Genomic DNA, 19323 nt, shown 5'->3' with positions numbered 1-19323 from the left:
ACTTCGGCGCTGCCGGACAGGCCCTAGTTGTCCCCCGCGTATCGCCGCCAAGCGTCCTCGAGCTGAGCCGCCATGTCGATCGCCGGGTCGATCAACCAGCGCGCCTGTAAACCGTCGGCCAGCGCGAAGAACATGGTGGCTGCGGCGTCGGGGTCGACTTTCCTGCTCAGCGTGCCATCCTGCTGCATCTCGCGCAGGGCCTGTGCGAACGCCGCGGTGCCGACCCGATAGCGCTCCAGCATGTAGTCGTGCGCCGGATGGCGTGGATCGGCCGCAGCCGCCTGCATGTGGGTGAAGAGCTCGATCAGTCCGGGAACCTTCGTGTTGCGCCGGACCAGCGCCACGAACGCGGCCGGCGCGGGGCCGTGCAGGCCCGCGACGTCGATCTCGTCGCGTTTGCGCAGCACCGCGACGAACAGCTCCTCTTTCGACCCGAAGTAGTGCAGCAGCCCGCCCTGGCTCAGGCCGACCGCTTCGGCCAGCTCGGCGACCGAGGTGGCCAGATAGCCGCGCTCGGCGATGGTGCGCAGCGCGGCATCGAGGATTTGCTCCCGTCGTTCGATGCCTTTGCCGTAGGGGCCCCGTTTCGCCACCGAGCCAGTGTAGGCATGGGATGTATCGGACCTTGCCACCGAAAACCGAGCGCTGTACGGTTTTCAAATCGGACCCGCGCCCGAGGTCCTGGCTTGCCACCACAACGAACGGGAGCACTCCCCGATGCGATTCCGTCTTCGCGGCCTCGGCGTCGCCGCCCTGGCCGCCGCCACCGTGCTGACCGGCCTGCCCGCCTCGGCCGCCGCGCGACCCGAACCGCCCGCGCAGGTCGCGCCGTTGGGCCCGGACTTCCTGTTCGGCGTGGCCGCCTCCGGGTATCAGTCCGAAGGCCATGCGCCGGACAGCAATTGGAGCCGCTACGTCGCCGCGGGCAAAACCGAGGACCCCTACGGGAATTCGGTCGACTTCTACAATCGCTACGCCGCCGACATCGACCTGGCCGCCGGGCTCGGCGTGCGCGTGTTCCGAATCAGCGTGGAATGGGCCCGGGTGCAGCCGCAACCCGGCGTGTGGTCCGACGAGGGATTCCGCTTCTACGACAAGGTGATCGCGAAGATCACCGCTGCGGGCATGCGTCCGATGATCACGCTGGACCACTGGGTGTTCCCCGGTTGGGCGGTGGACCGAGACGGCTGGCGCAACCCGGGCATGGTCGAGGATTGGCTCGCCAACGCGCGCACGGTGGTCGACCGCTACGCCGCGGGCAACCCGCTCTGGGTGACCTTCAACGAGCCGACCTTCTACGGCCTCAACGAGCTGCGCCACGGCGGACTCGCGGCCACCGATATCCCCGCCATGCAGGACCGGCTCGCCCAGGCGCACAACGCCGTCTACGACCACATCCACCAGGTCCAGCCCGGTGCGCTGGTCACGAGCAACGTCGCCTACATCCCCGGCGGTGAGGCGGCGATCAACAAGCCGTTCGTGGACAAGATCGCCGCGCGACTCGACTACATCGGCATCGACTACTACTACGGCAGCTCCCCCGACACCGTGACGGCCATGGCGCAGAACCTGACCCGGCTCTGGCAGAACCCCTTGCAGCCCGAGGGCATCTACTATGCGCTGCAACACTATTCGCGCGAGTTTCCGGGCAAGCCGCTGTACATTGTGGAGAACGGCATGCCCACCGAGAACGGGCTGCCGCGCCCCGACGGCTACGCCAGGGGCGACGATCTGCGCGACACCCTCTACTGGATCCAGCGCGCCGCGGCCGACGGCATGAACATCATGGGCTACAACTACTGGAGCCTCACCGACAATTACGAATGGGGCAGCTACACCCCGCGCTTCGGTCTCTACACCGTAGACGTGCTGACCGATCCGAGCCTCACCCGCAAGCCCACCGACGCCGTTGCCGCGTATACCGCCATCACCCGGGACGGCGGTGTCCCTGCCGACTACCGGCCGACCCGGGCACCGCAGACCTGCTCGCTGGTCGACGCACCGGGCAGCTGCACCGACCCGGTCACCGTGCCGCGCTGAGCGGTCGCACACTCGGCAAGAACAGCCGGCACAGAGGAGATTTCGATGACGATGACGTGGCGGCGCAGGCTGACAGCGGCGACCGCGGTGGCAGGCATTGTCTGCGCACTGGGTGTCTCGGGTGCGCAGGCCGCCCCCGACCCGGGCGGCACGGGGAGTGCTGTCGGTAAGGACCCGGACGGCAGCACGCCACCCGCAGGTTCCAATGACTGGGCGTGCCGTCCTACCTCGGCTCATCCGCGGCCCGTGGTGTTGGTGCACGGCACCTGGGGGAACCAGAACGACTGGGACGTCCTGGCCCCGCAGCTGAAAGCCGAAGGCTACTGCGTCTTCTCGCTGAATTACGGCCGCGACACGTCGAGCGCGCTCGGCACGCTGCGGGGGATGTACGGCACCGGCGACATCGGTTCCTCGGCTGGCGAACTCGCGGCGTTCGTAGCCCGGATCCGCGCGGCCACGGGCGCGGCGAAGGTCGACCTGGTCGGCCATTCGCAGGGTGCGGTGATGTCGCGCCAGTACCTGCGGGTCGGCGGGGGCGCGGAGACGGTCGGCCGCCTGATCTCGCTTGCGGGCACCAACCACGGCTCGACCATGCGCGGCGTCGCGACGCGGCTGCCGCCCGGCGGCACCGCAGGCTTCTCCGTCGCCCTGACACCGATCGCCGGAATCGCTGCCGCACAACAGCTCGTGGGCAGCGACTTCATCCGCGAACTCAACGCCGAGGGCGACACCGTGCCTGGCATCGACTACACGGTGATCGCCAGCACGCACGACGACGCCTCCACCCCACCGGAAGCCACTTTTCTCCAGGCAGGCCCCGGTGCGACGGTTGACAACGTCTGGGTCCAAGACCTCTGCGCCACCGACACTTTCGACCACGGCACTCTGCCCCAATCCCCCACCGTCGCCTACATCATCAAGAAGGCTCTCGATCCGAGCTACGTCGGCACCGCGTGCGGCTGAGCCGAAACAGCACCGGGCGGTAAGGCTTTCGCCCTACCGCCCGGTGTTCTGTTGCGGTCAGCGCCGATCCGAGACCAGCCGTGGATCCGGATCCTCGTCCTGCGCCGAGACCGTCCGGTCCGACTCCTCCTCCATCACCGCTTCGCCGCGAGCGACCATGCCCGCCTCATCGGAGAGCTTCAGCTGCGGAATGAACAGCGCGAGCAAGAAGATGATGACGCCACCGGGAATCAGGTACCAGAAGCCGGGGACCAGCGCGTCCACGTAAGCACCGACGATCGCGTCGTGCAGCCCATCGGGCAGGTTCTTCACCACCGAGGGCACCAGCGCCCCCGGATCGAGCTTCGCCGCCATGACCTCCGGACCGTGCGATGTGAACGCGTCGGTGAGGCCCTCGGTCAGCCGGCTGGTGAAGATGGAGCCGAAGATCGCGACACCGATCGCGCCACCCATCTCGCGGAAGTAGTTGTTGGCACTGGTCGCGGTGCCGATCTGGTTGGGCGTCACGGCATTCTGCACGACCAGCACGATGATCTGCATGATCAGGCCGAGGCCCGCGCCGATCACGAACAGCATCGCCGACACCACCCACATCGCGGTGTGCGCGTCGAGCCGGGTCAGCCACAGCAGGCCCGCCAGCATGAACAGCGCGCCGAGCGGCGGGTAGACCCGGTAGCGGCCGGTCTTGGTGATCGCCGCCATCGAACTGATCAGCGTGAGCATCATGCCGAGCATCATCGGGATCAGCAGCAGACCCGACACCGAGGCGGACAGGCCGGTGGCCATCTGCAGATAGGTCGGGATGAAGCCGATCGCGGCGAACATGACCAGGCCGACCAGCAGGCCGATCACCGAGGTCAGCACGAAGGTGCGGTTACGGAACAACCACAGCGGCAGCATCGGCTCCTCGGCCCGCGCTTCCACCATGACGAAGGCGGCGACCACGACCACCAGCGCGGCGATCATCGTCACGATCGTGGTCGAACCCCACGCGTACTGCTTGCCGCCCCAGTCGGTGATCAGGATCAACAAGGTTGTCGCCGAAGACATCAGCACCACGCCGAGGTAGTCCGGCTTGGTCTTGGGCCGATGGCTGGGGACGCTCAGGTAGCGGAAGGCGATGAACAGCGCCGCGAGGCCGATCGGCACATTGATCCAGAAGCACCAGCGCCAGCCGAGCGTGTCGGCGAAGAAGCCACCGAGCAGCGGCCCGGCGACCGAGGTGACACCGAAGACAGCACCCATCGGCGCCATGTACTTGCCGCGGTCCTTGGCGGGCACCACGTCGGCGATGATGGCCTGCGCCAGAATCATCAGACCGCCACCGCCGACGCCCTGCAGGCCGCGGAAGACGATGAACTCCCAGAAGCTGGTCGAGGCGGCGGCGCCGACGGACGCCGCGGTGAACGCGGTCACCGCGAACAGGAAAAGCCAACGCCTGCCGAACATGTCGCCGAATTTGCCGTAGATCGGCATCACGATGGTGGTGGCCAGCAGGTACGACGTCGCGGTCCAGGCCATGTGCGAGACGCCGCCGAGCTCGCCGACGATGGTCGGCATCGCGGTGCCGACGATCATCTGATCCAGGCTGGCCAGGAACATGCCCGCGATGAGCGCGGAGAAGATGAGCCAGATTCGCTTCTGGGTCAAGACAATGGGGGTAGGCGGCGAGTCAGCCGTGGTGGTCATGTGGCACGTCTCCTAATTTCCGTCGTCGGGCTTGTCGAACAGCCGGGCGGCCATCGCGCAGTGCTCGTGTATCGCCGCGGTCATCGATCTGGTCGTGTCCTCGGCCGAAGACATCACCGCCCGGGTGGTGATCGCCGTCATGACTCCCGTTGCGAGCGAGGCGAATTCGGCCGAGACCGGTTCGCCCGCACGCGCGGTGAGCAGTTCGCCCACCAGGGCCTCCTGCCGCACACCGGCCGCCATGAAGCCCGCCAGCACCCGCGGCTCGGCTTTGATGAGCTCGACTACCAGTGAAATCGCTTCGCGCACTTCCTCTTCCAGCTCGAAGGAGGCGGCGAAGAGCCAGGTCAGGTCTTGCATCAGCATGCCGCTCGGCCCACCTGCGATGAACGTTTCCCGGGCTTCCGGGGTACCGATCTCCTCGATCGGGCCGACCAATGCGTCGAGCTTGGTGTCGTAGTAGTTGAAGAACGTGCGCGGCGAGACCCCGACGACCTTGGCGACGTCTTCGACGGTCGTCGCGTCGAACCCACGCTCGACGGCCAACCGCCGGGCGGCCATACACAGGTCGAGCAGGGTTTGACGTTTCTTCTGGGCGCGGAGCCCGACCGGGGACTCCGCGCGGGTGGACGGTGGCATGGCCAAAATTTAACACAAACTGCAAAATTTCAGACAGTGCAATATTCTGTGATGATGCTCACCCCGCGCGGCTCGCCCAGCGCCGAAGGGCGGTCTGCCCGGCCTCAGTCTGAAGACTGAATAACGAAGTGACAGTGCGTATTCAACGCGAAAGTCAGTCGCTGAGCGGCAGCGCGGACAACTCGGTGCGCGAGGCGACACCGAGCTTGGGGTAGGCCTTGTAGAGATGGTGGCCGATGGTGCGCGGGCTGAGAAACAGCTGCGCGGCGATGTCGCGATTGGACATGCCCCGGCCGGCCAACCGCACGATCTGCAACTCCTGCGGGGTGAGCGCGGCGAGGACGCCGGGCGGGCGACTGGTCGGCACGGCCGCACCACTGGCGTCGAGTTCGCTGCGGGCACGGTCGGCCCACGGTGTCGCACCGAGCCGATCGAAGGTCTGCACCGCGACCCGTAGGTGAGTGCGCGCCTCGATGGTGCGGCGCCCGCGGCGCAGCCATTCGCCGTACAGCAGTTGGGTACGCGCATGCTCCAACGGGCGGGTCCGATCGTGCAGTTCGAGGGCGGCGAGGTAGTGCCCGTCGGCCGCGTCGTCGGTAGCGAGCAACGCCAGGCAGCGCTGCACGAGCGCGTCGATCCACGGTTGTCCGGCATGCGCCGCCCAGCCGGTGAATCTGGCGAAAGCCGCTGCGGCGCGGTCGGGTTCGCCGATCCGTACCGCGGCCTCGACCAGATCGGGGGTGCAGCGGATGACCGGCAGCCGATACGGCATCGCGTTGCGCACCACCTCTTCCAGACGGCACAGTGCCGCCTCCGCGCGGCCGTAGCCGAGATCGAGCAGGCTCAGTCCCCACTGCACCCCCGGAGACCCCAGGGCACTCCCGTCGGCCGTGCCGAAACCCGCCTCGGCGACCGACCGGCAGGCTTGCTCATCACCTTGTAGCGCAGCGCGATTCACCAGGATGGAGTTGGCCTGGGCGTGCCAACCGGGCTGCCCGGTATCGAGCGCGATCTGCGCCGCCTCGGTCGCGTTCGCCTGTGCGTCGGCGTATCTGCCGAAGAAGAGCTGGGTGGTCGCCAGGTAGGTCAGCGCGGCTGGCAGCAGGCCGATCCGGCCCTGGTTGCGCAGCAGCGCGGCCACCGAGGCCGCCAGCTCGTTGCTCTCGGCGTCCGCACCGGCGGCCAGGCTCGCACTGCCGGTCAGAATGATGCCGCGCAGGTCGTCGGCCCTGATCCGGCGCGCGGCGGCGGCCACCTCGGGCAGCGGGGGCAGATCGGTGACCGGGCGGCCCAGCGGTAGTCGGGTGAGCCAGATCAGCAACTGGCACACGGGGGCGAGCGGATCGGCGGTAGGCAGGCTCAGCGCCTCCAGCCGCTCGGCGGTCCGGTCGAGCAACACCGAATCGCCTGACTGCCAACTGATGTGCCAGGCGAGGAAGATCATCTCGGTCAGCCGCGCGTGCGCGTGCGGGTCATCCTCGGCCGCGATGAGATCGATGCCCGCGCACAACAGGGCGTGCGCGCTGCGTAACGCTCCCGTGCCGAAGTCCGCAGCCGCGCGCAGCGCCAGCAGCCGGGCCCGCAGCACCATGCCCGCACCGTCCTGGGGCACCGACTCGGCCAACGCACGGGCCCGGTCGAAATCGCCCATCTCGTTGGCGGCCTCGGCGGCCAGGGTCACCCGCCGTGACCTGGCCGCCGGGTCCGCGGTCAGCTGGCTCGCCCGTTCGTATGCCGCCGCGGCCGCCGCGTGGCCATTGCGTCGACCGGCGCGCGCCGCGGTGTTCTCCAGCGCCGCCGCCACCCCTTCGCTGGGGCCGGTGGCCGCCGCGGCCAAATGCCAAGCGCGGCGGTCGATATCGTTCGAGCCGTCCAGCGCCGCGGCCAGCGTGCGATGCACCGCGAGGCGGCCGCTCACCGGTGCACCCTGGGACACCGCCGCGCGCACCAGCGGATGCCGGAACGTCACCACATGATCGGCGATCCGAATCAGGCCGGCCTGCTCGGCGGGCACCAGATCCGCGAGACCGAACCCGAGCAGCGCCGCGCTGCGCAACACCAGATCGAGGTCGCCGGTGTCCTCGGCCGCGACGAGCAGCAGCGTCCGGGTCGCCTCGGGCAGCTTGCTCACCTGGCCGTAGAAGGCGGCCTGCAAGCGGGTGGTCAGCGGGAGCGCGAGCGGCCGCCCGGGCCCCGACAGCTCGATCGCGAAAGCGGACGGAAGCTCCAGCAGCGCAAGGGGATTGCCGCACGCCTCGGTCAGCACGCGGAACCGGACGGTAGGCGTCAGATCGTTGCCATGCCGGTCCAGCATCTCGACGGCGTCGGTCTGCGCCAGCCCGGTCACCGTCAACTCGGGCAGGCCGGGCGCCGAGAACGGGGTCTCGCCGTCCCGCGCGGCGAAAAGGACCGCGACACCCTCGGCATGCAGTCGTCGCGCGGCGAACACCAGCGCCTCCGCCGACGCGCGGTCCAGCCAGTGGGCGTCATCGATGACGCAGAGCACCGGCGTCTCCTCGGCCAGCTCGGCCAGCAGCGAGAGCACCGCGAGACCGACGAGCAGCCGCTCGGTCGGCGGCACCGACACCAGTCCGAACGCGCCTTCCAGCGCCTGCCGCTGCGGTTCCGGCAGCGCCTCGATCCGGTCCAGACACCGTCCGAGCAGCATGTGCAGGCCGGCGAACGGCAGTTCCGCCTCGGACTCGACACCGGTGCCGCGCAACACCCGCATGCCGTCGGTGGCCGCCGCGTACTCGAGCAATGCCGTCTTGCCGATGCCCGGTTGTCCGCGCAGCAGCAGCGCGCCGCTGGACCCGGCCTTGGCCTGACTCAACAAACGATCGATGACCGCCAGTTCCTCGATACGTCCGTAGAGCATTGCTGGACGCTACCTATCCAAAAGTGCAGCACACGCAGGCGGTGCTATCGAATGCCCGGTGTTGCCGGGTCCGAACCGAGGCAGCCGAGGATGAAACAGCCGGGCGGCCAATCATCGAAGGGTGGCGCGAGCGACTTACCGAGGCACTCGAGCGGGCCGCAGCCGGGGTAGGCGAACGGGCCGAGGCCCAAAGCGCCGAAGGTGGCGTCCGGATTCGAGATCATCGGGTCGGCGAGGCTGATGTCCGGTTGCTGCACATAGGGTCCCGGGTCCGGCAGGCGCGGTTCCCGGAACGCCGCGACGATGCCGCGCAGTACGTCGTGCGGAAAGCTCACCGCGCCACCGGGAACGGTCACGCCGGTCCAGCTGACCAGCAGGCCGAGGCTGGGCACGATGAAGTTGTCCTGGCGCATCATGCCGCCCATCTTCACCGCGTCCGGCGGTAGTCCGGGCAGCTCGACGGTGCAGCGCGGCCCGTTCACCACGAGGAGGAATCCGTAGCACTCGTTGGTCGGCGTCCACTTGCTGGCCTGGGCCAGATATTCGGCGGAGATGACCTGATTGCCGTGCCAGTTCCCCTGATTGACGAGCAGCAGGCCGAGCTTGGCGAAATCGTCGGGCGGCAGGACCAGATGCGCGTAGCCATAGGTGTTGCCGCTGCGGTCGCGAGCCCAGTGGTAGTCGGTGCGTTGAATACCCAACGGGTCGAACAGTTTTCGTTGAGCATAGGCCTGGAAGTCGGTGCCTACCGCCTGCTGCACCACATAGACGAGCAGGTCGACGGCGCGCTGGCTGTACTTCCACACCTCGCCCTGCGGCCGCTCGATCGGCATGGCCAGCGCCTGCGCCACCACGTTCGGGTCGATCTGCGCCAGCCCGGTGATGCCCTCCGAGGCCACCGCCACCTGCATACCGGAGGTCTCGGTGAGCAGGCTGCGGACGGTGATCGCGCGGTGTGCCGCGTCGCCGAGCCCGGCCGGGAGGTAGGTGTCGATCGGGGCATCGAGCCGCAGCCTGCCCTCGTCGACGGCGATGCCCGCGACCATGGAGACCACACTCTTCGTGCTGCTCCACAGGTTCCACGGGATCCCGCCGGTCTGGTCGTTCCTCGGTCCGGTCGCGATCAAGCAGTTGTGGCGGTAGACCTGCACATTGAGCCGCGACGGGTCCGCCGCGAAGGTCACCGCGGCGCGCAGTGCCGCCGCGTCGAGCCCCACCTCCTCGGGTGTCGCGGTCTGCGGTTTCCGTCCGTCTACGACGGCGCACTGCCGTTGTTCGGACGGCACGGCACCGGCTGTGCCACAAACGATTCCGATACCGAGGAACATCGTGGCAGCCGTCGTCGTCGACACCACAAGGCTTTTCAGCGAACGACGCACTCCGCGCCCCCATTTCTCGACGGGTTCTGCTCGGCACATCGAGGAAGACAGCGTTCCGGTTACCGTCCGGAGTGCCCATAGTTGTCGTGGCCAGCGCGCTGGGGGCAGGCAACGAGGCCATGGCGCGACGTGTTTCCCCGCCTGTGTTCAGACGGCAACCTGACCTGATTTGCATTTGCCCTCGTGGGTGGGCCTCCCTCAAGGCAACCGCGCGGCCGCGTCGCCGATCGCCTCGTCGAGGATGGCCAGGCCGAGCGACAGTTCGTGCTCGGTGGCGGTCAGTGGCGGGGCGATGCGGAAGACGCCGCCCATGCCGGGCAACTGCACGATGTTCATGTGCAGGCCCAGTTCGAGGCAGCGGCGGGTCACCTCAGCACCGAGTTCGTCCGAGCCCTCCTTGGTCGCGCGGTCGACGACCAGTTCCAGCCCCGCGAGCAGACCACGGCCGCGAATATCCCCGACGACGTTGTGCCGCTCGGCAATTCGCTCCAGCCCGCGGCGCAGGAAGGCGCCGAGCTCGGCGGCCCGCACGTCGAGGCGGTCGCGAATGAGCACGTCGAGCACGGTGTTGCCGACCGCGGCCACCAAGGGATCCGCGACATGCGTGGTGAAGAACAGGAAACCGCGATCGTGCGCTTCCTGCTCGATCTCGGCGCTGGTGAGCACGGCGGCGAGCGGCAGCCCGGCGCCGAGCGTCTTGGACAACGTGAGGATGTCGGGCACGATGCCGTCGCGCTCGAACGCGTACCAGGATCCGGTGCGGCACAGTCCGGTCTGCGCTTCGTCGAGGATCAGCAGCATGCCGCGCTCGCGGCACCGCTCGTGCAACGCGGCGAAGTAGCCGGGCGGCGGTTCGACCACCCCGCCCGAGCTCAGGATCGGCTCGACGATGCAGGCGGCCAGGCTGCCGACCGATTGGGCGTCGATCAGGTCGAAGGCGAAGTCGAGCTGTCGCTGCCAGTCGAGTTCGCCTGTGGCCGTGGTGAAGTCGGGCCGGTAGGTGTGCGGAACCGGGATGGCGAAGTTGCCGGGGGCGGCCGGACCGTAACCCTTGCGGCCCGCGCTGTAGGTGGCGCCGGCCGCGGCCTGGGTCATTCCGTGCCACGAGCGGGCGAACGAGACGATCTCGTGTTTTCCGGTGACCAGCTTGGCCATTCGGATCGCCGCCTCGTTGGCCTCGGCGCCGGTGGTGAGCAACAGCGCCTTTTCCAGCGGGTCGGGCAGCGTGCCCGCCAGCCTGCGGGCGAGGTCGACGACCGGGCGGCTGAGCATGCCACTGAACAGGTGGTCGAGCTCGCCGATCTGGTGGCGGACCGTCGCGACGATGTCCGGATGCGAGTGCCCGAGAATCGCACTCATCTGGCCAGATGTGAAATCTAGTATCTCCCTGCCACTTTCGGTGTACAGGAAGCTCCCGGCGGCGCGGGTGATGATCTCGGGAGTGAAGGTGCCCGCGCCCGCGTAGCGCACGAGGTGACGGTCGGTGTCGGCCCAGAAGTCCTCGGTGGACTGCGGCGCGAAAGTGGGGGAAGCCATGTTTCGACGGTAAGGACGAAGCGAGCGCCACGTCCATCTCACAATTCCGGCTGTGCTGTTCGGAATAGCCGTACAACAATCGAGCCATGTTGAACCCTTGGCGGCTGCGTTTGCTCAGCCAACTCGACTCCCTCGGCACCGTCCGCGCGGTCGCACAGGCGGCCAACCTGAGCGCGTCCAGCGTGTCCCAGCAGCTCGCGGTGCTGGAGGCCGAAACCCACACGCAGCTGCTGGAACGCACCGGCCGCCGGGTCCGGCTGACACCGGCCGGGTTGATCCTGGCCCGCCGCGCCAGGGCGATCCTCGACCACATGGGCGCGGTCGAGGCAGAGTTGCGCGGCCTCGGTGCGGAGGCAGTCGGGCTGGTCCGGCTCGGCGCTTTTCAAAGTGCCATTCATTCGCTGTGCGTGCCCGCGGTGACCCGGCTCGCGCACACCCACCCGTACCTCGAGGTCGAGTTACACGAGTTGGAACCGCACGAGAGCATGCGGGCGCTGCGGGTCGGCGACGCCGACATCATCATCACCACAACGGATTTCGTGGAGCAGCCGCTCGGCCCGGATATCGACATCGTGCCGCTGGCCACCGATCCGATCGTGCTGATACTGCCGCCCGATCGCGCTGCCCGCGGACCGGCCGATCTCGCCGCGTACGCCGACGAGCCGTGGGCCTTCGATATGCCCAAGTCCTACATGGCGAATCTGGCGACCCGGCTCTGCCGGGAATCGGGGTTCGAGCCGCGGATAGTCTGCCGCTTCAGCAATTACATGATGACGCTGCAGCATGTCGAGGCGGGGCTGTCGATCGCACTGCTGCCCGGACTCGCCGTCGATCCGCGCTATCGCATTGCGACAAGGGAACTCGCGAGCCCGGTCACCCGATCGATCACCGCGGTCATCCGGCGCGGCGCACCGCCGCGGGCCGCGGTGACCGTGGTGCTCGATGCCTTGCGCAGGCACGGCGATCTACCCGGTGCGACCGGCCCTATCGAGGGCTGAGAACGGCCGATCGAAAGCGGATCACCCGGCGAAATCGGCCGGAAACTGATAATTGCCCTGTCGCCACGACCCGCCGCGCCGGTAATTGCCGTGTGTCGATAACTTGGATACACCCTGGTCAGAGCAGATTTCCTATAACGATTGGATATATAGTTACCGTTTCGTTATCGGCTTTGCGTGTGTCGGAATTTTGTTAGAACCAGTTTGTGTCGAAGGATGGAAATCGGATCCGCTTGGACTGACAGATCACCGTGATGTTCTCGAATCTATTCGAAGACTTGGTGAAGTCCGGAGCGCCATCACGTGCGGCGTTGCACGACCCAGCCAAGGCCTTCGACATGACCATCGGAGGACCTGATCATGGCATCGGAAACCGACGACGTCCGATATACCCACTCGCTGCGGCGGGTGTTCTGGTGGACACTTGCCGCGGGAGCAGCAGTCTCCGGCGCGCTCCTGTTCTCCGCCGCAGAGGCCTCGGCCCAGCCAGTTACCGTCCCCGGCCTCGGTACTTTCGAGTTGCCGAACGAAATTCCGCTTCCCCCTGGCCTTCCCGGCGTTCAGGTCGCGAATCCACCGCAGGAGAGCGCGCCATCCGCTGCTCCCTCCGCCGCGCCGTCCCGGGCCGAATTCTCCGCTCCTGGAATCGCGTTCGCGCTACCTGACATTCCAGGCCTCGAATACTCCAGCCTGGCAGGCATTCCCGGCATCAAGGTGCCGACGCCGGCGTACCCGCGCGTCGCACCGATGAAAACCACCGGCGAGGTCGCCGTCGACGCCGCCCGCGCCAAGCTCGGCTCCAGCTACAGCGCCAACTCCGCGGGCCCGGACTCCTTCGACTGCTCGGGCCTGGTCCAGTGGTCCTATGGGCAGGCCGGAGTTTCGGTGCCGCGCACCAGCTATGACCAGCTCGCCGCCGGAACCCCGGTGCCACGCGAGGATTTGCGCCCCGGTGACCTGGTGTCGTTCTACGGCGGCGGCCACTCCGCGCTGTACGCGGGCGACGGCAACGTCATCCACGCCAGCACCTATGGCACCGGCGTCACCATGTCCCCCTTGGCGTCGATGCCGTACGCGGGTGCCGCCCGATTCCGCAACTAGCACCCCGCAGAGCGGGCAGCTGAACCGACTCTCGCTCTAGGGTCGAGGGCAGGTACGGGGCAGCGAGGAGAGCGCGGATGAAGGACATTCTGGCTCCTGAGCTGGACGTGCTCTTCTGCGGTATCAACCCCGGGCTCACCTCGGCTGCCGTCGGCCTGCCCTTCGCGACCCGCGGCAGCCGGTGGTGGCCCGCGCTGCATCGGTCGGGCTTCACACCGCGGGTGCTCACGCCCGCCGAAGCCGACCAGCTGCCGACCTGGGGGTTGGGTTTGACGACCATGGTTCGTCGCCCCACCGCCAGGGCAGCCGAGCTGACCCGGGCGGAACTACTCGCCGGGGCCGCCGAACTGACTGAACGCGTGCGCATTTGGCGGCCGCGGTGGCTGGCCATCCTCGGCGTCACCGCGTTCCGCGCAGGCTACGAGCGACCGGACGCCACCGTCGGGTTGCAGGATCTCCGCATCGGAGAGACGCGACTATGGGTGCTGCCGAACCCCAGCGGTCTCAACGCGCACTATCCACCACAGCGGCTCGCGGAAGAATTCGTGCGATTGCGCCACGCCGCAGACCTACCTGATCGAAGTCGAACTACCTGACGGAGGCGCGGATCAGTCGTCTGCCACCGGCTCGTCCGAGGGAGTAGACGGGGCGGAAATCCGGATCACACCGGCATCGAGATCGAGGGCGAGCCGGGGAGTATGCGACTGGCCGTCGCTGTCCCCGCTGCCCTCGTCGGTCAGCTTCTTACCCGGAAACAGTTCGCCCATGACGCCCATGCACCCCACCATAGTCCCGGCTGCGGTGTGGCACCTATGGCACTGGACCTCGTCGGCGCCAGGGCTGTCGAGAAGTCCGGCCGGATGCATCCGGGCTGGATGGAGCTTTGCGACAGACCCTAGGTGACGGGATCGCGCAGGATCGTGGCCAGCATCGCACCGGCTCCCACGGTCGGGAGCATGAGCAGGATGATCGGCGGGGCGCCGAGCGCGGCCAGCGCGGCGACGCCGGTGAACAGGGTCAGGGCGAATCCGGGGGCATGCTGAATTACCATCTAGCGCTTTCCTTCCGGGAACGCCGGGACCACTGACGGGGCCCGGGGCTCAGTAGGCGAAGGGATAGTCGTCATCGGGGAGCGGGGTGATCAAGGACTGCTCGATGCGGTCGGTGATGTCCGCGGCCTCGAAGGCGTCCCGAATGCGCTCGGCCAGCGGGGGGATCGCCGTCTCGTCGAGTCCGGTGGGCACGTCGAAGTCGGATACCGCTGCCTGCTGCTCGGCCAAGTCGGCGGCGCTGCCTGCGGGAATCGTGGTCATGGCGAACCTCCTCACGCTGGTGATCTGGGCCTGGTCGTCGGATAGGTCGAACAGGCCCGGTTACCGGCCGGGCCTGCCCTAGGAAGAGGAACGTGACTTTTCAAACGGTCCGCGGCGGCGATGCCGTGCCACCCGGGATGCCACAAAGGTGGCGGTGCGCGGATGACTGATCGCACTGTGTTCTCGACGCGCCTGGTACTCGGTAGCTACGGCAGCACCACCGACGGACTTGCTCAGAGTCGTGATCCGGGCCTCACCTCGCTTCCTCTCTCGCGCTTGACCATTGGGCTGTTCAGCGCGGCGGAGGCGGACCGCGCTGAGTGGCCCGCCCGGTCCCGGGCGGACGACCGCGCAACCGAGCCGGGTGACCGAAGCACGGCCGGCTCGCGCGCGGCCACGGGCCCGGGACCGGAACCGGCACTCGCGGCGGGGCCGCCATTCGCGCGCGGGCTTCGCACAGAATCGTGTCCACCTCGGCGAACAACCGCTCGACCTCGGGATCGAGCAGCAGCAATTCGCCGTCGAGGGTGTCGAACGATACTGGGCGAGTATCGATTCCGGTCATGACCCTGCCTCCTCCACGAAGCGTCGGGCCGGGACCGGTCAGGCGTTGATCGCCTGCCGCCGGTCGCTGTGCTCGATCTCGATCTTGCGTGGCTTGGCCTTCTCCGCGACGGGGATGCTCAAGCGCAGCACGCCATCGGTGTAGTCGGCCCGGATGTGGTCGGTGTCGAGGCCCTCACCGAGGAACAACTGGCGGCTGAAGACGCCGCGGGAGCGTTCCGCGGCGATCATCGACCGCGCCGAATCCAGCTCGGGGCGGGTCGCCCGAACGGTCAACACGTTGCGCTCGATATCCAGATCCAGTGACTTCGGGTCGATGCCTGGCAGGTCGAGCTCCACCAGGAACTCGTCGCCCTCGCGCCAAGCGTCCATCGGCATCACCGCGGGACGGGCCGCTGTGCCGAACACCTGCTGCGTGAGACGGTCCAGATCGCGGAACGGATCGGTACGCATCAGCATGGTCGCCACCTCCAACTCACTCCATTCTTCGTCGTCGGGTCAGATAACCTGTGCCATCTGACATAGATTTGTTTTAGCACTCTCGACAGGAGAGTGCAAGTGTCTACACTAGAAAATCTGCGAGAGAAGGAGTGACATGCCAGCAGAGCCACAGGGTGGAACGCACCTACCCGATTCGGGACAGGCGGTGTACGGGATCTCGGTAGCCGCCGACCTGGCAGGCATCGGTGTGCAGACACTGCGGCTCTACGAACGGCACGGCCTGGTCCGGCCCGCCCGCAGCGACGGCGGCACCCGCCGCTACAGCGGCGATGATCTCGCTCGACTGCACCGCATCACCACGCTGGCCGCCGCCGGGATCAATCTCGCCGGCATCGGCCGCATCCTCGATTTGGAAGACGCCAACGCCGACCTGCATTCCGACAACGACCGCCTGCGCACCGACAACGCCGCCCTGCGTGCGAACAATCGGCGGCGGACCGAGCCGTCCCGGTAACCCGCAGTGTGACCAATGACGCGCGGCGGACCCGATCTTGTCCGATTCGCTCTATTCTGGCGGCATGTCTGCTCGCCGCTTGGCCGTCCTGCTCGCGCTCGCCCTGTTCGCTGTGCTCGGAGTGTCCGCCTGCACGGTGGAAGGTGCGGGTACCAAGACCGACTGCGGCGTGAGCGGTTGCACGGTCACCTTCGACCGCGGGGTGAACGCCAAGGTCACCATCATCGGGGTGGACGCGGAACTCGTTGCGGTGAACGGCGATACCGTCACGCTGAAGGTGGGTGGCCAGCAGGTCAGCGTCCCGGCCGGGCAGACGCAGTCCGCCGACGGGTTCAATGTCACGGTGCAGGAGGTCACCGCCGACAAGGTGGTTGTCAAGATCGCCAGCGGCATCACCACCGGCTGACCGGCCTGCTCAATCCTCGCTGCGGTACCTGGTGAGGAAGCGGCGCAATATCTCCTTGGGAGCGGTGATTTCTTCCCGGTGCCCTAGCTCGGTGAGATAGTCCGCTTCGGCGGGATCGAAATAGCCTGCGTGCCGATATATTTCGATGCGCAGCGCGAGTCCGTCGCCATCGAGTTCGGGATGGAACTGGGTCGCGTACACATGCTGGCCGACGCGGATCATCTGCACCAGGCAACCGGCCGATCCCGCCAGCAATACCGCGTTCGGCGGCACATCCTGGCACGCCTCCTTGTGGCCGCCGAAGGCCCGGAACGACCGGGGAATGCCGCGCAGCAGCGGATCTTCGGCACCGTTGTCGGTCAATTCGATCGTCTGCGCGCCTGCTTTCTCGCTGTACCGTTCGCCGCTCACCGTGCCGCCGAGCACGTCCGCCAGGATGCTCAGCCCATAGCAGGCACCCAGATACGGGAAGTCACGGGCGACGATCTCGAGCAGCAGCTTCTTCAGTCCGGGCTCGAAACGCTGCTGGTAGTCGTACTTCTTGTCGTCCGGCCCGCTGACATTGCTCGGTCCACCGCCGACGATCACCGCCGCGAAGTCGTCGAGTTCGAGGTGCGGAAGGCCCTGGTCCATCTGCACCCGCACCACGTCGCCGACGTCGAGTCCGCCCGCGCGCAGGATGGCGTAGTACTCGTCGTCCGCCGCGGCGCGCTCGGGGCGTAACTGGAGCAGCAGGCAGGGCTTGGGCATGCACCGATTGTGCAAGATCGACACTCCCGGGACGGGAGTTTGCGCCTACCGGTGGCGTGTTCGCGTGGCTGTCGGTCGTACGACCGATACCCCCGATCAGCCGAGACTGTCAGGATCATCGGCAGACGAATATCGGTCGCGGCACCGTCCCGACCCAGCTGGAGCCGTGCACCGAGGGGTTGATCGGCATTCAGTGCGCGAGCCGCAGGCGCCTGGCCTGCGGCTCGCCATTCTTTCTCGGGACGCGACCTCAGGGTCGGGGATGACGCGGGTCGGGGTAGGTACATCCAAAGGATGACGAGGGACGAGACCGCGGGGCGATGTTTCGGGCCCGGAGTGCGCGCAGAATCGCTGGTGCGGTTAGAGATCGCAAGGTTTCTGTAGGGAAACTCTTAGCCGCAACAGATTTGATGCACAGGTGCAGATGTGAGAGTTGGGCCCGTTGGCCCAGGTTCCGGCCGAGCAGCCCGAACCACCTGCACATCCCCGCTGCGAGACCTCGATTTACCCGGTGAAGGAGAAGGCAGTGCCCGTGACGTTCCCGAGTTCCGTCACCACGGCAACACTCGACGCGGCGCAGGACTACCGCCGCCACGGCTGGACCGTCGCCGAAACAGCCAACGGCCTCAGCCTGATCACCGACGAGCACGTCGCCGCCGTCGAACTCACCGGCGCCATGGCCGCCGGCGTGCGCCGCTTCCTGCGCGCCAACAACCTCTCCGGCCCGGTCATCGAAATCCCTGGCACCCAGCGCCGCGAAATCCACCTCGTCCGCGGCGCCACCAAGGCCGCCATGGCCATCGAGGCACTGCACCACGCAGGCGCAACCGTCCACACCAACGGCACCAGCATCCCCCTCCCCCCGACCCGACTCGCCCACGGCGCAGCCTCCTGGTCCATCTCCCCCACCGAAGCCCGCTGGGTACCACCGATAGTCGCGATCGCCGCCGCAGTCCGCGCCACCACCCGAACCCACCACCACCTCGCCGATTTGGCCAGCTGAACCCCGGTCACAAGCGTCTGCCGTCGCGAATACACTTGCGCGGAGCCGTCTCACGGCTCGATCGCACCACCGCCCACCAACGTGGTGGCTCGTTGACTGGGTCTTGCTCGTGGGTTGCCAAGCCGGTGACACTGGGGACTTCGACCTCCGCTTCCACAAGCCAGTACAAGCGGCACTGCAAGGAGGTCTGAGTCCATGTCAGATGGAAAGATGTTGTGGGAGATCAAATTAGGTGTTCTGGCAACAGAGGCGGAAGCGAAGCAGTTGACAGACCAGATCTGCCATTTACTGTGCCCGAATCCGGATCACACACCGCCGTGTCCGATTCCATGGGCGATCGGCTTGGACTCGGAATCCGAAATGGAGCCCGAGCGGCAAGAACAGTACGAAGACATCCGAGAGCAGTACCGAATCGAGTCCGGGGATACGGCAATCCGACCGCCAGATAAACCCTGACATCTTGACAGAGCCACGTCGAGTCACAGATCGATGCCGTCGGCCTCGGGCGCATGTGGTCTGGCGCGCCAACATAATCCCGTGCCCCGAATGCGCACGCACCGCGCCCGCTACGGTTCCAGCTACCTCACCGTGCGCGAGCACAGCGTGGAGCAGTTCGCTTCGGTGATCGAGGTGCAGCGTCGGTCCGACCAGTGCGTACGATTCGTCGCCCCACTCCTGGGCATCCTGCTCGTGCTGATCTGTGCGTTCCGCACCATCGGGTGACGAGCGGCCCTCGCCTATGGATTTGAATGCCGCGACACGCGAGCGCTGCCGAGGCTGCCCCGACAAGTCCGGACAGCTCACCTCACCGCCGCCTGCTACCCGGCCTCCTCGGTGATACGCGGAATCTTCACCGGCTCCGGCTCCCCGAACGCACTCCTCGACTTGTCGACGGCCGCTTCTTCTGCTTCGGCCGCCTTGTTTGCAAGCGCCGCATCCCCAGGGCTATGCGCCGCCGCCTTCGCGGCGGAGAGGGCGGCGTCGGCGGAGTCTTCGAAATCGGCGGCGGCAGCGGCGAAGTCGGCGGCAGCGTCGCCGCCTTCGGACATGGCTGAGGCGGCCTGAAGGTGGATGTAGCCGGCGACGACGACGGCGCGGGCGGCGGCGGT

23 protein-coding genes are annotated in these 19323 nt (G+C 67.4%); 10 read left to right on the top strand and 13 right to left on the bottom strand.

Going from position 1 to position 19323, the window contains the following annotated elements; genetic code table 11:
- Window positions 1–23 precede the first annotated feature (23 nt).
- Window positions 24–593, bottom strand: coding sequence for a TetR/AcrR family transcriptional regulator (locus tag NN4_RS20630; RefSeq protein ID WP_147133767.1), 570 nt, complete (start codon window positions 591–593; stop codon window positions 24–26).
- Between the two features lie 124 nt (window positions 594–717).
- Between NN4_RS20630 and NN4_RS20625 the strand changes: the two genes are divergently transcribed.
- Window positions 718–2040, top strand: a complete 1323-nt coding sequence (locus NN4_RS20625) for a family 1 glycosylhydrolase (protein ID WP_147133763.1) — start codon at window positions 718–720, stop codon at window positions 2038–2040.
- Between the two features lie 45 nt (window positions 2041–2085).
- Entirely contained in the window at window positions 2086–3003 is a 918-nt protein-coding gene (locus tag NN4_RS20620) for an esterase/lipase family protein (protein WP_246180980.1), read from the top strand.
- A gap of 57 nt (window positions 3004–3060) precedes the next feature.
- Here NN4_RS20620 and NN4_RS20615 read toward each other — a convergent pair whose 3' ends face one another.
- From NN4_RS20615 to NN4_RS20595, 5 genes are all read right to left on the bottom strand, one after another.
- Window positions 3061–4692: an MDR family MFS transporter gene (locus NN4_RS20615; RefSeq protein WP_147133760.1), complete on the bottom strand. Its 1632-nt coding sequence runs from the start codon at window positions 4690–4692 to the stop codon at window positions 3061–3063.
- Window positions 4693–4704: 12 nt separating this feature from the next.
- Window positions 4705–5331 carry a TetR/AcrR family transcriptional regulator gene (locus tag NN4_RS20610; RefSeq protein WP_147133756.1) on the bottom strand — a complete coding sequence of 209 codons (627 nt, stop codon included), beginning with the start codon at window positions 5329–5331 and terminating at the stop codon, window positions 4705–4707.
- Between the two features lie 154 nt (window positions 5332–5485).
- A complete protein-coding gene (locus NN4_RS20605; protein ID WP_147133753.1) occupies window positions 5486–8209 on the bottom strand; it encodes a helix-turn-helix transcriptional regulator in 2724 nt (907 codons plus the stop codon).
- Window positions 8210–8253: 44 nt separating this feature from the next.
- On the bottom strand, window positions 8254–9495 hold the full coding sequence (locus NN4_RS20600; protein WP_246180979.1) for a serine hydrolase domain-containing protein: 1242 nt from the start codon (window positions 9493–9495) through the stop codon (window positions 8254–8256).
- A 291-nt stretch (window positions 9496–9786) separates the two neighbouring features.
- On the bottom strand, window positions 9787–11124 hold the full coding sequence (locus NN4_RS20595) for an aspartate aminotransferase family protein (RefSeq protein ID WP_147133744.1): 1338 nt from the start codon (window positions 11122–11124) through the stop codon (window positions 9787–9789).
- 86 nt (window positions 11125–11210) lie between these two features.
- Between NN4_RS20595 and NN4_RS20590 the strand changes: the two genes are divergently transcribed.
- The 3 genes from NN4_RS20590 (at window position 11211) to mug (ending at window position 13819) form a co-directional block, all read left to right on the top strand.
- Window positions 11211–12122, top strand: a complete 912-nt coding sequence (locus NN4_RS20590; RefSeq protein WP_147133741.1) for a LysR family transcriptional regulator — start codon at window positions 11211–11213, stop codon at window positions 12120–12122.
- A gap of 360 nt (window positions 12123–12482) precedes the next feature.
- Window positions 12483–13223: a C40 family peptidase gene (locus NN4_RS20585; RefSeq protein WP_147133738.1), complete on the top strand. Its 741-nt coding sequence runs from the start codon at window positions 12483–12485 to the stop codon at window positions 13221–13223.
- A 77-nt stretch (window positions 13224–13300) separates the two neighbouring features.
- On the top strand, window positions 13301–13819 hold the full coding sequence (gene mug, locus NN4_RS20580) for a G/U mismatch-specific DNA glycosylase (protein ID WP_147133735.1): 519 nt from the start codon (window positions 13301–13303) through the stop codon (window positions 13817–13819).
- Between the two features lie 12 nt (window positions 13820–13831).
- Here mug and NN4_RS45060 read toward each other — a convergent pair whose 3' ends face one another.
- The 5 genes from NN4_RS45060 to NN4_RS20565 all read right to left on the bottom strand — a co-directional run bounded on the left by NN4_RS45060 (window position 13832) and on the right by NN4_RS20565 (window position 15559).
- Window positions 13832–13999 carry a hypothetical protein gene (locus tag NN4_RS45060; protein ID WP_186818535.1) on the bottom strand — a complete coding sequence of 56 codons (168 nt, stop codon included), beginning with the start codon at window positions 13997–13999 and terminating at the stop codon, window positions 13832–13834.
- A 119-nt stretch (window positions 14000–14118) separates the two neighbouring features.
- Window positions 14119–14274 carry a hypothetical protein gene (locus tag NN4_RS45055; protein WP_159080708.1) on the bottom strand — a complete coding sequence of 52 codons (156 nt, stop codon included), beginning with the start codon at window positions 14272–14274 and terminating at the stop codon, window positions 14119–14121.
- A gap of 49 nt (window positions 14275–14323) precedes the next feature.
- Entirely contained in the window at window positions 14324–14536 is a 213-nt protein-coding gene (locus NN4_RS20575; protein ID WP_147133732.1) for an Rv3202a family protein, read from the bottom strand.
- 292 nt (window positions 14537–14828) lie between these two features.
- Complete coding sequence (locus NN4_RS20570) at window positions 14829–15101, bottom strand: hypothetical protein (protein ID WP_147133729.1); 273 nt, start codon at window positions 15099–15101, stop codon at window positions 14829–14831.
- A 38-nt stretch (window positions 15102–15139) separates the two neighbouring features.
- Window positions 15140–15559 carry an Hsp20/alpha crystallin family protein gene (locus tag NN4_RS20565; RefSeq protein WP_147133726.1) on the bottom strand — a complete coding sequence of 140 codons (420 nt, stop codon included), beginning with the start codon at window positions 15557–15559 and terminating at the stop codon, window positions 15140–15142.
- A gap of 136 nt (window positions 15560–15695) precedes the next feature.
- On the opposite strand from NN4_RS20565, the gene NN4_RS20560 reads away from it, so the two are divergent.
- Entirely contained in the window at window positions 15696–16055 is a 360-nt protein-coding gene (locus NN4_RS20560; protein WP_147133723.1) for a MerR family transcriptional regulator, read from the top strand.
- A 64-nt stretch (window positions 16056–16119) separates the two neighbouring features.
- A complete protein-coding gene (locus NN4_RS20555) occupies window positions 16120–16461 on the top strand; it encodes a hypothetical protein (protein ID WP_147133720.1) in 342 nt (113 codons plus the stop codon).
- A 9-nt stretch (window positions 16462–16470) separates the two neighbouring features.
- On the opposite strand, the gene NN4_RS20550 is transcribed toward NN4_RS20555, so the two are convergent.
- Window positions 16471–17211: a glutamine amidotransferase gene (locus NN4_RS20550; protein ID WP_147133717.1), complete on the bottom strand. Its 741-nt coding sequence runs from the start codon at window positions 17209–17211 to the stop codon at window positions 16471–16473.
- 526 nt (window positions 17212–17737) lie between these two features.
- On the opposite strand from NN4_RS20550, the gene NN4_RS20545 reads away from it, so the two are divergent.
- From NN4_RS20545 to NN4_RS45050, 3 genes are all read left to right on the top strand, one after another.
- Complete coding sequence (locus NN4_RS20545) at window positions 17738–18214, top strand: hypothetical protein (protein WP_147133714.1); 477 nt, start codon at window positions 17738–17740, stop codon at window positions 18212–18214.
- A gap of 195 nt (window positions 18215–18409) precedes the next feature.
- Entirely contained in the window at window positions 18410–18670 is a 261-nt protein-coding gene (locus NN4_RS20540) for a hypothetical protein (RefSeq protein WP_147133711.1), read from the top strand.
- Window positions 18671–18760: 90 nt separating this feature from the next.
- A complete protein-coding gene (locus tag NN4_RS45050) occupies window positions 18761–18937 on the top strand; it encodes a hypothetical protein (protein WP_186818534.1) in 177 nt (58 codons plus the stop codon).
- 95 nt (window positions 18938–19032) lie between these two features.
- Here the strand turns inward: NN4_RS45050 and NN4_RS45045 are convergent.
- On the bottom strand, window positions 19033–19323 hold a 291-nt coding region (locus tag NN4_RS45045; protein ID WP_186818533.1), incomplete at its 5' end, for a hypothetical protein.

The organism is Nocardia ninae NBRC 108245 (genome assembly GCF_007990755.1).
Classification (GTDB): domain Bacteria; phylum Actinomycetota; class Actinomycetes; order Mycobacteriales; family Mycobacteriaceae; genus Nocardia; species Nocardia ninae.
Note: the sequence above shows the minus strand (reverse complement) of the source record. Positions and strands in the feature narration are given on the sequence as shown.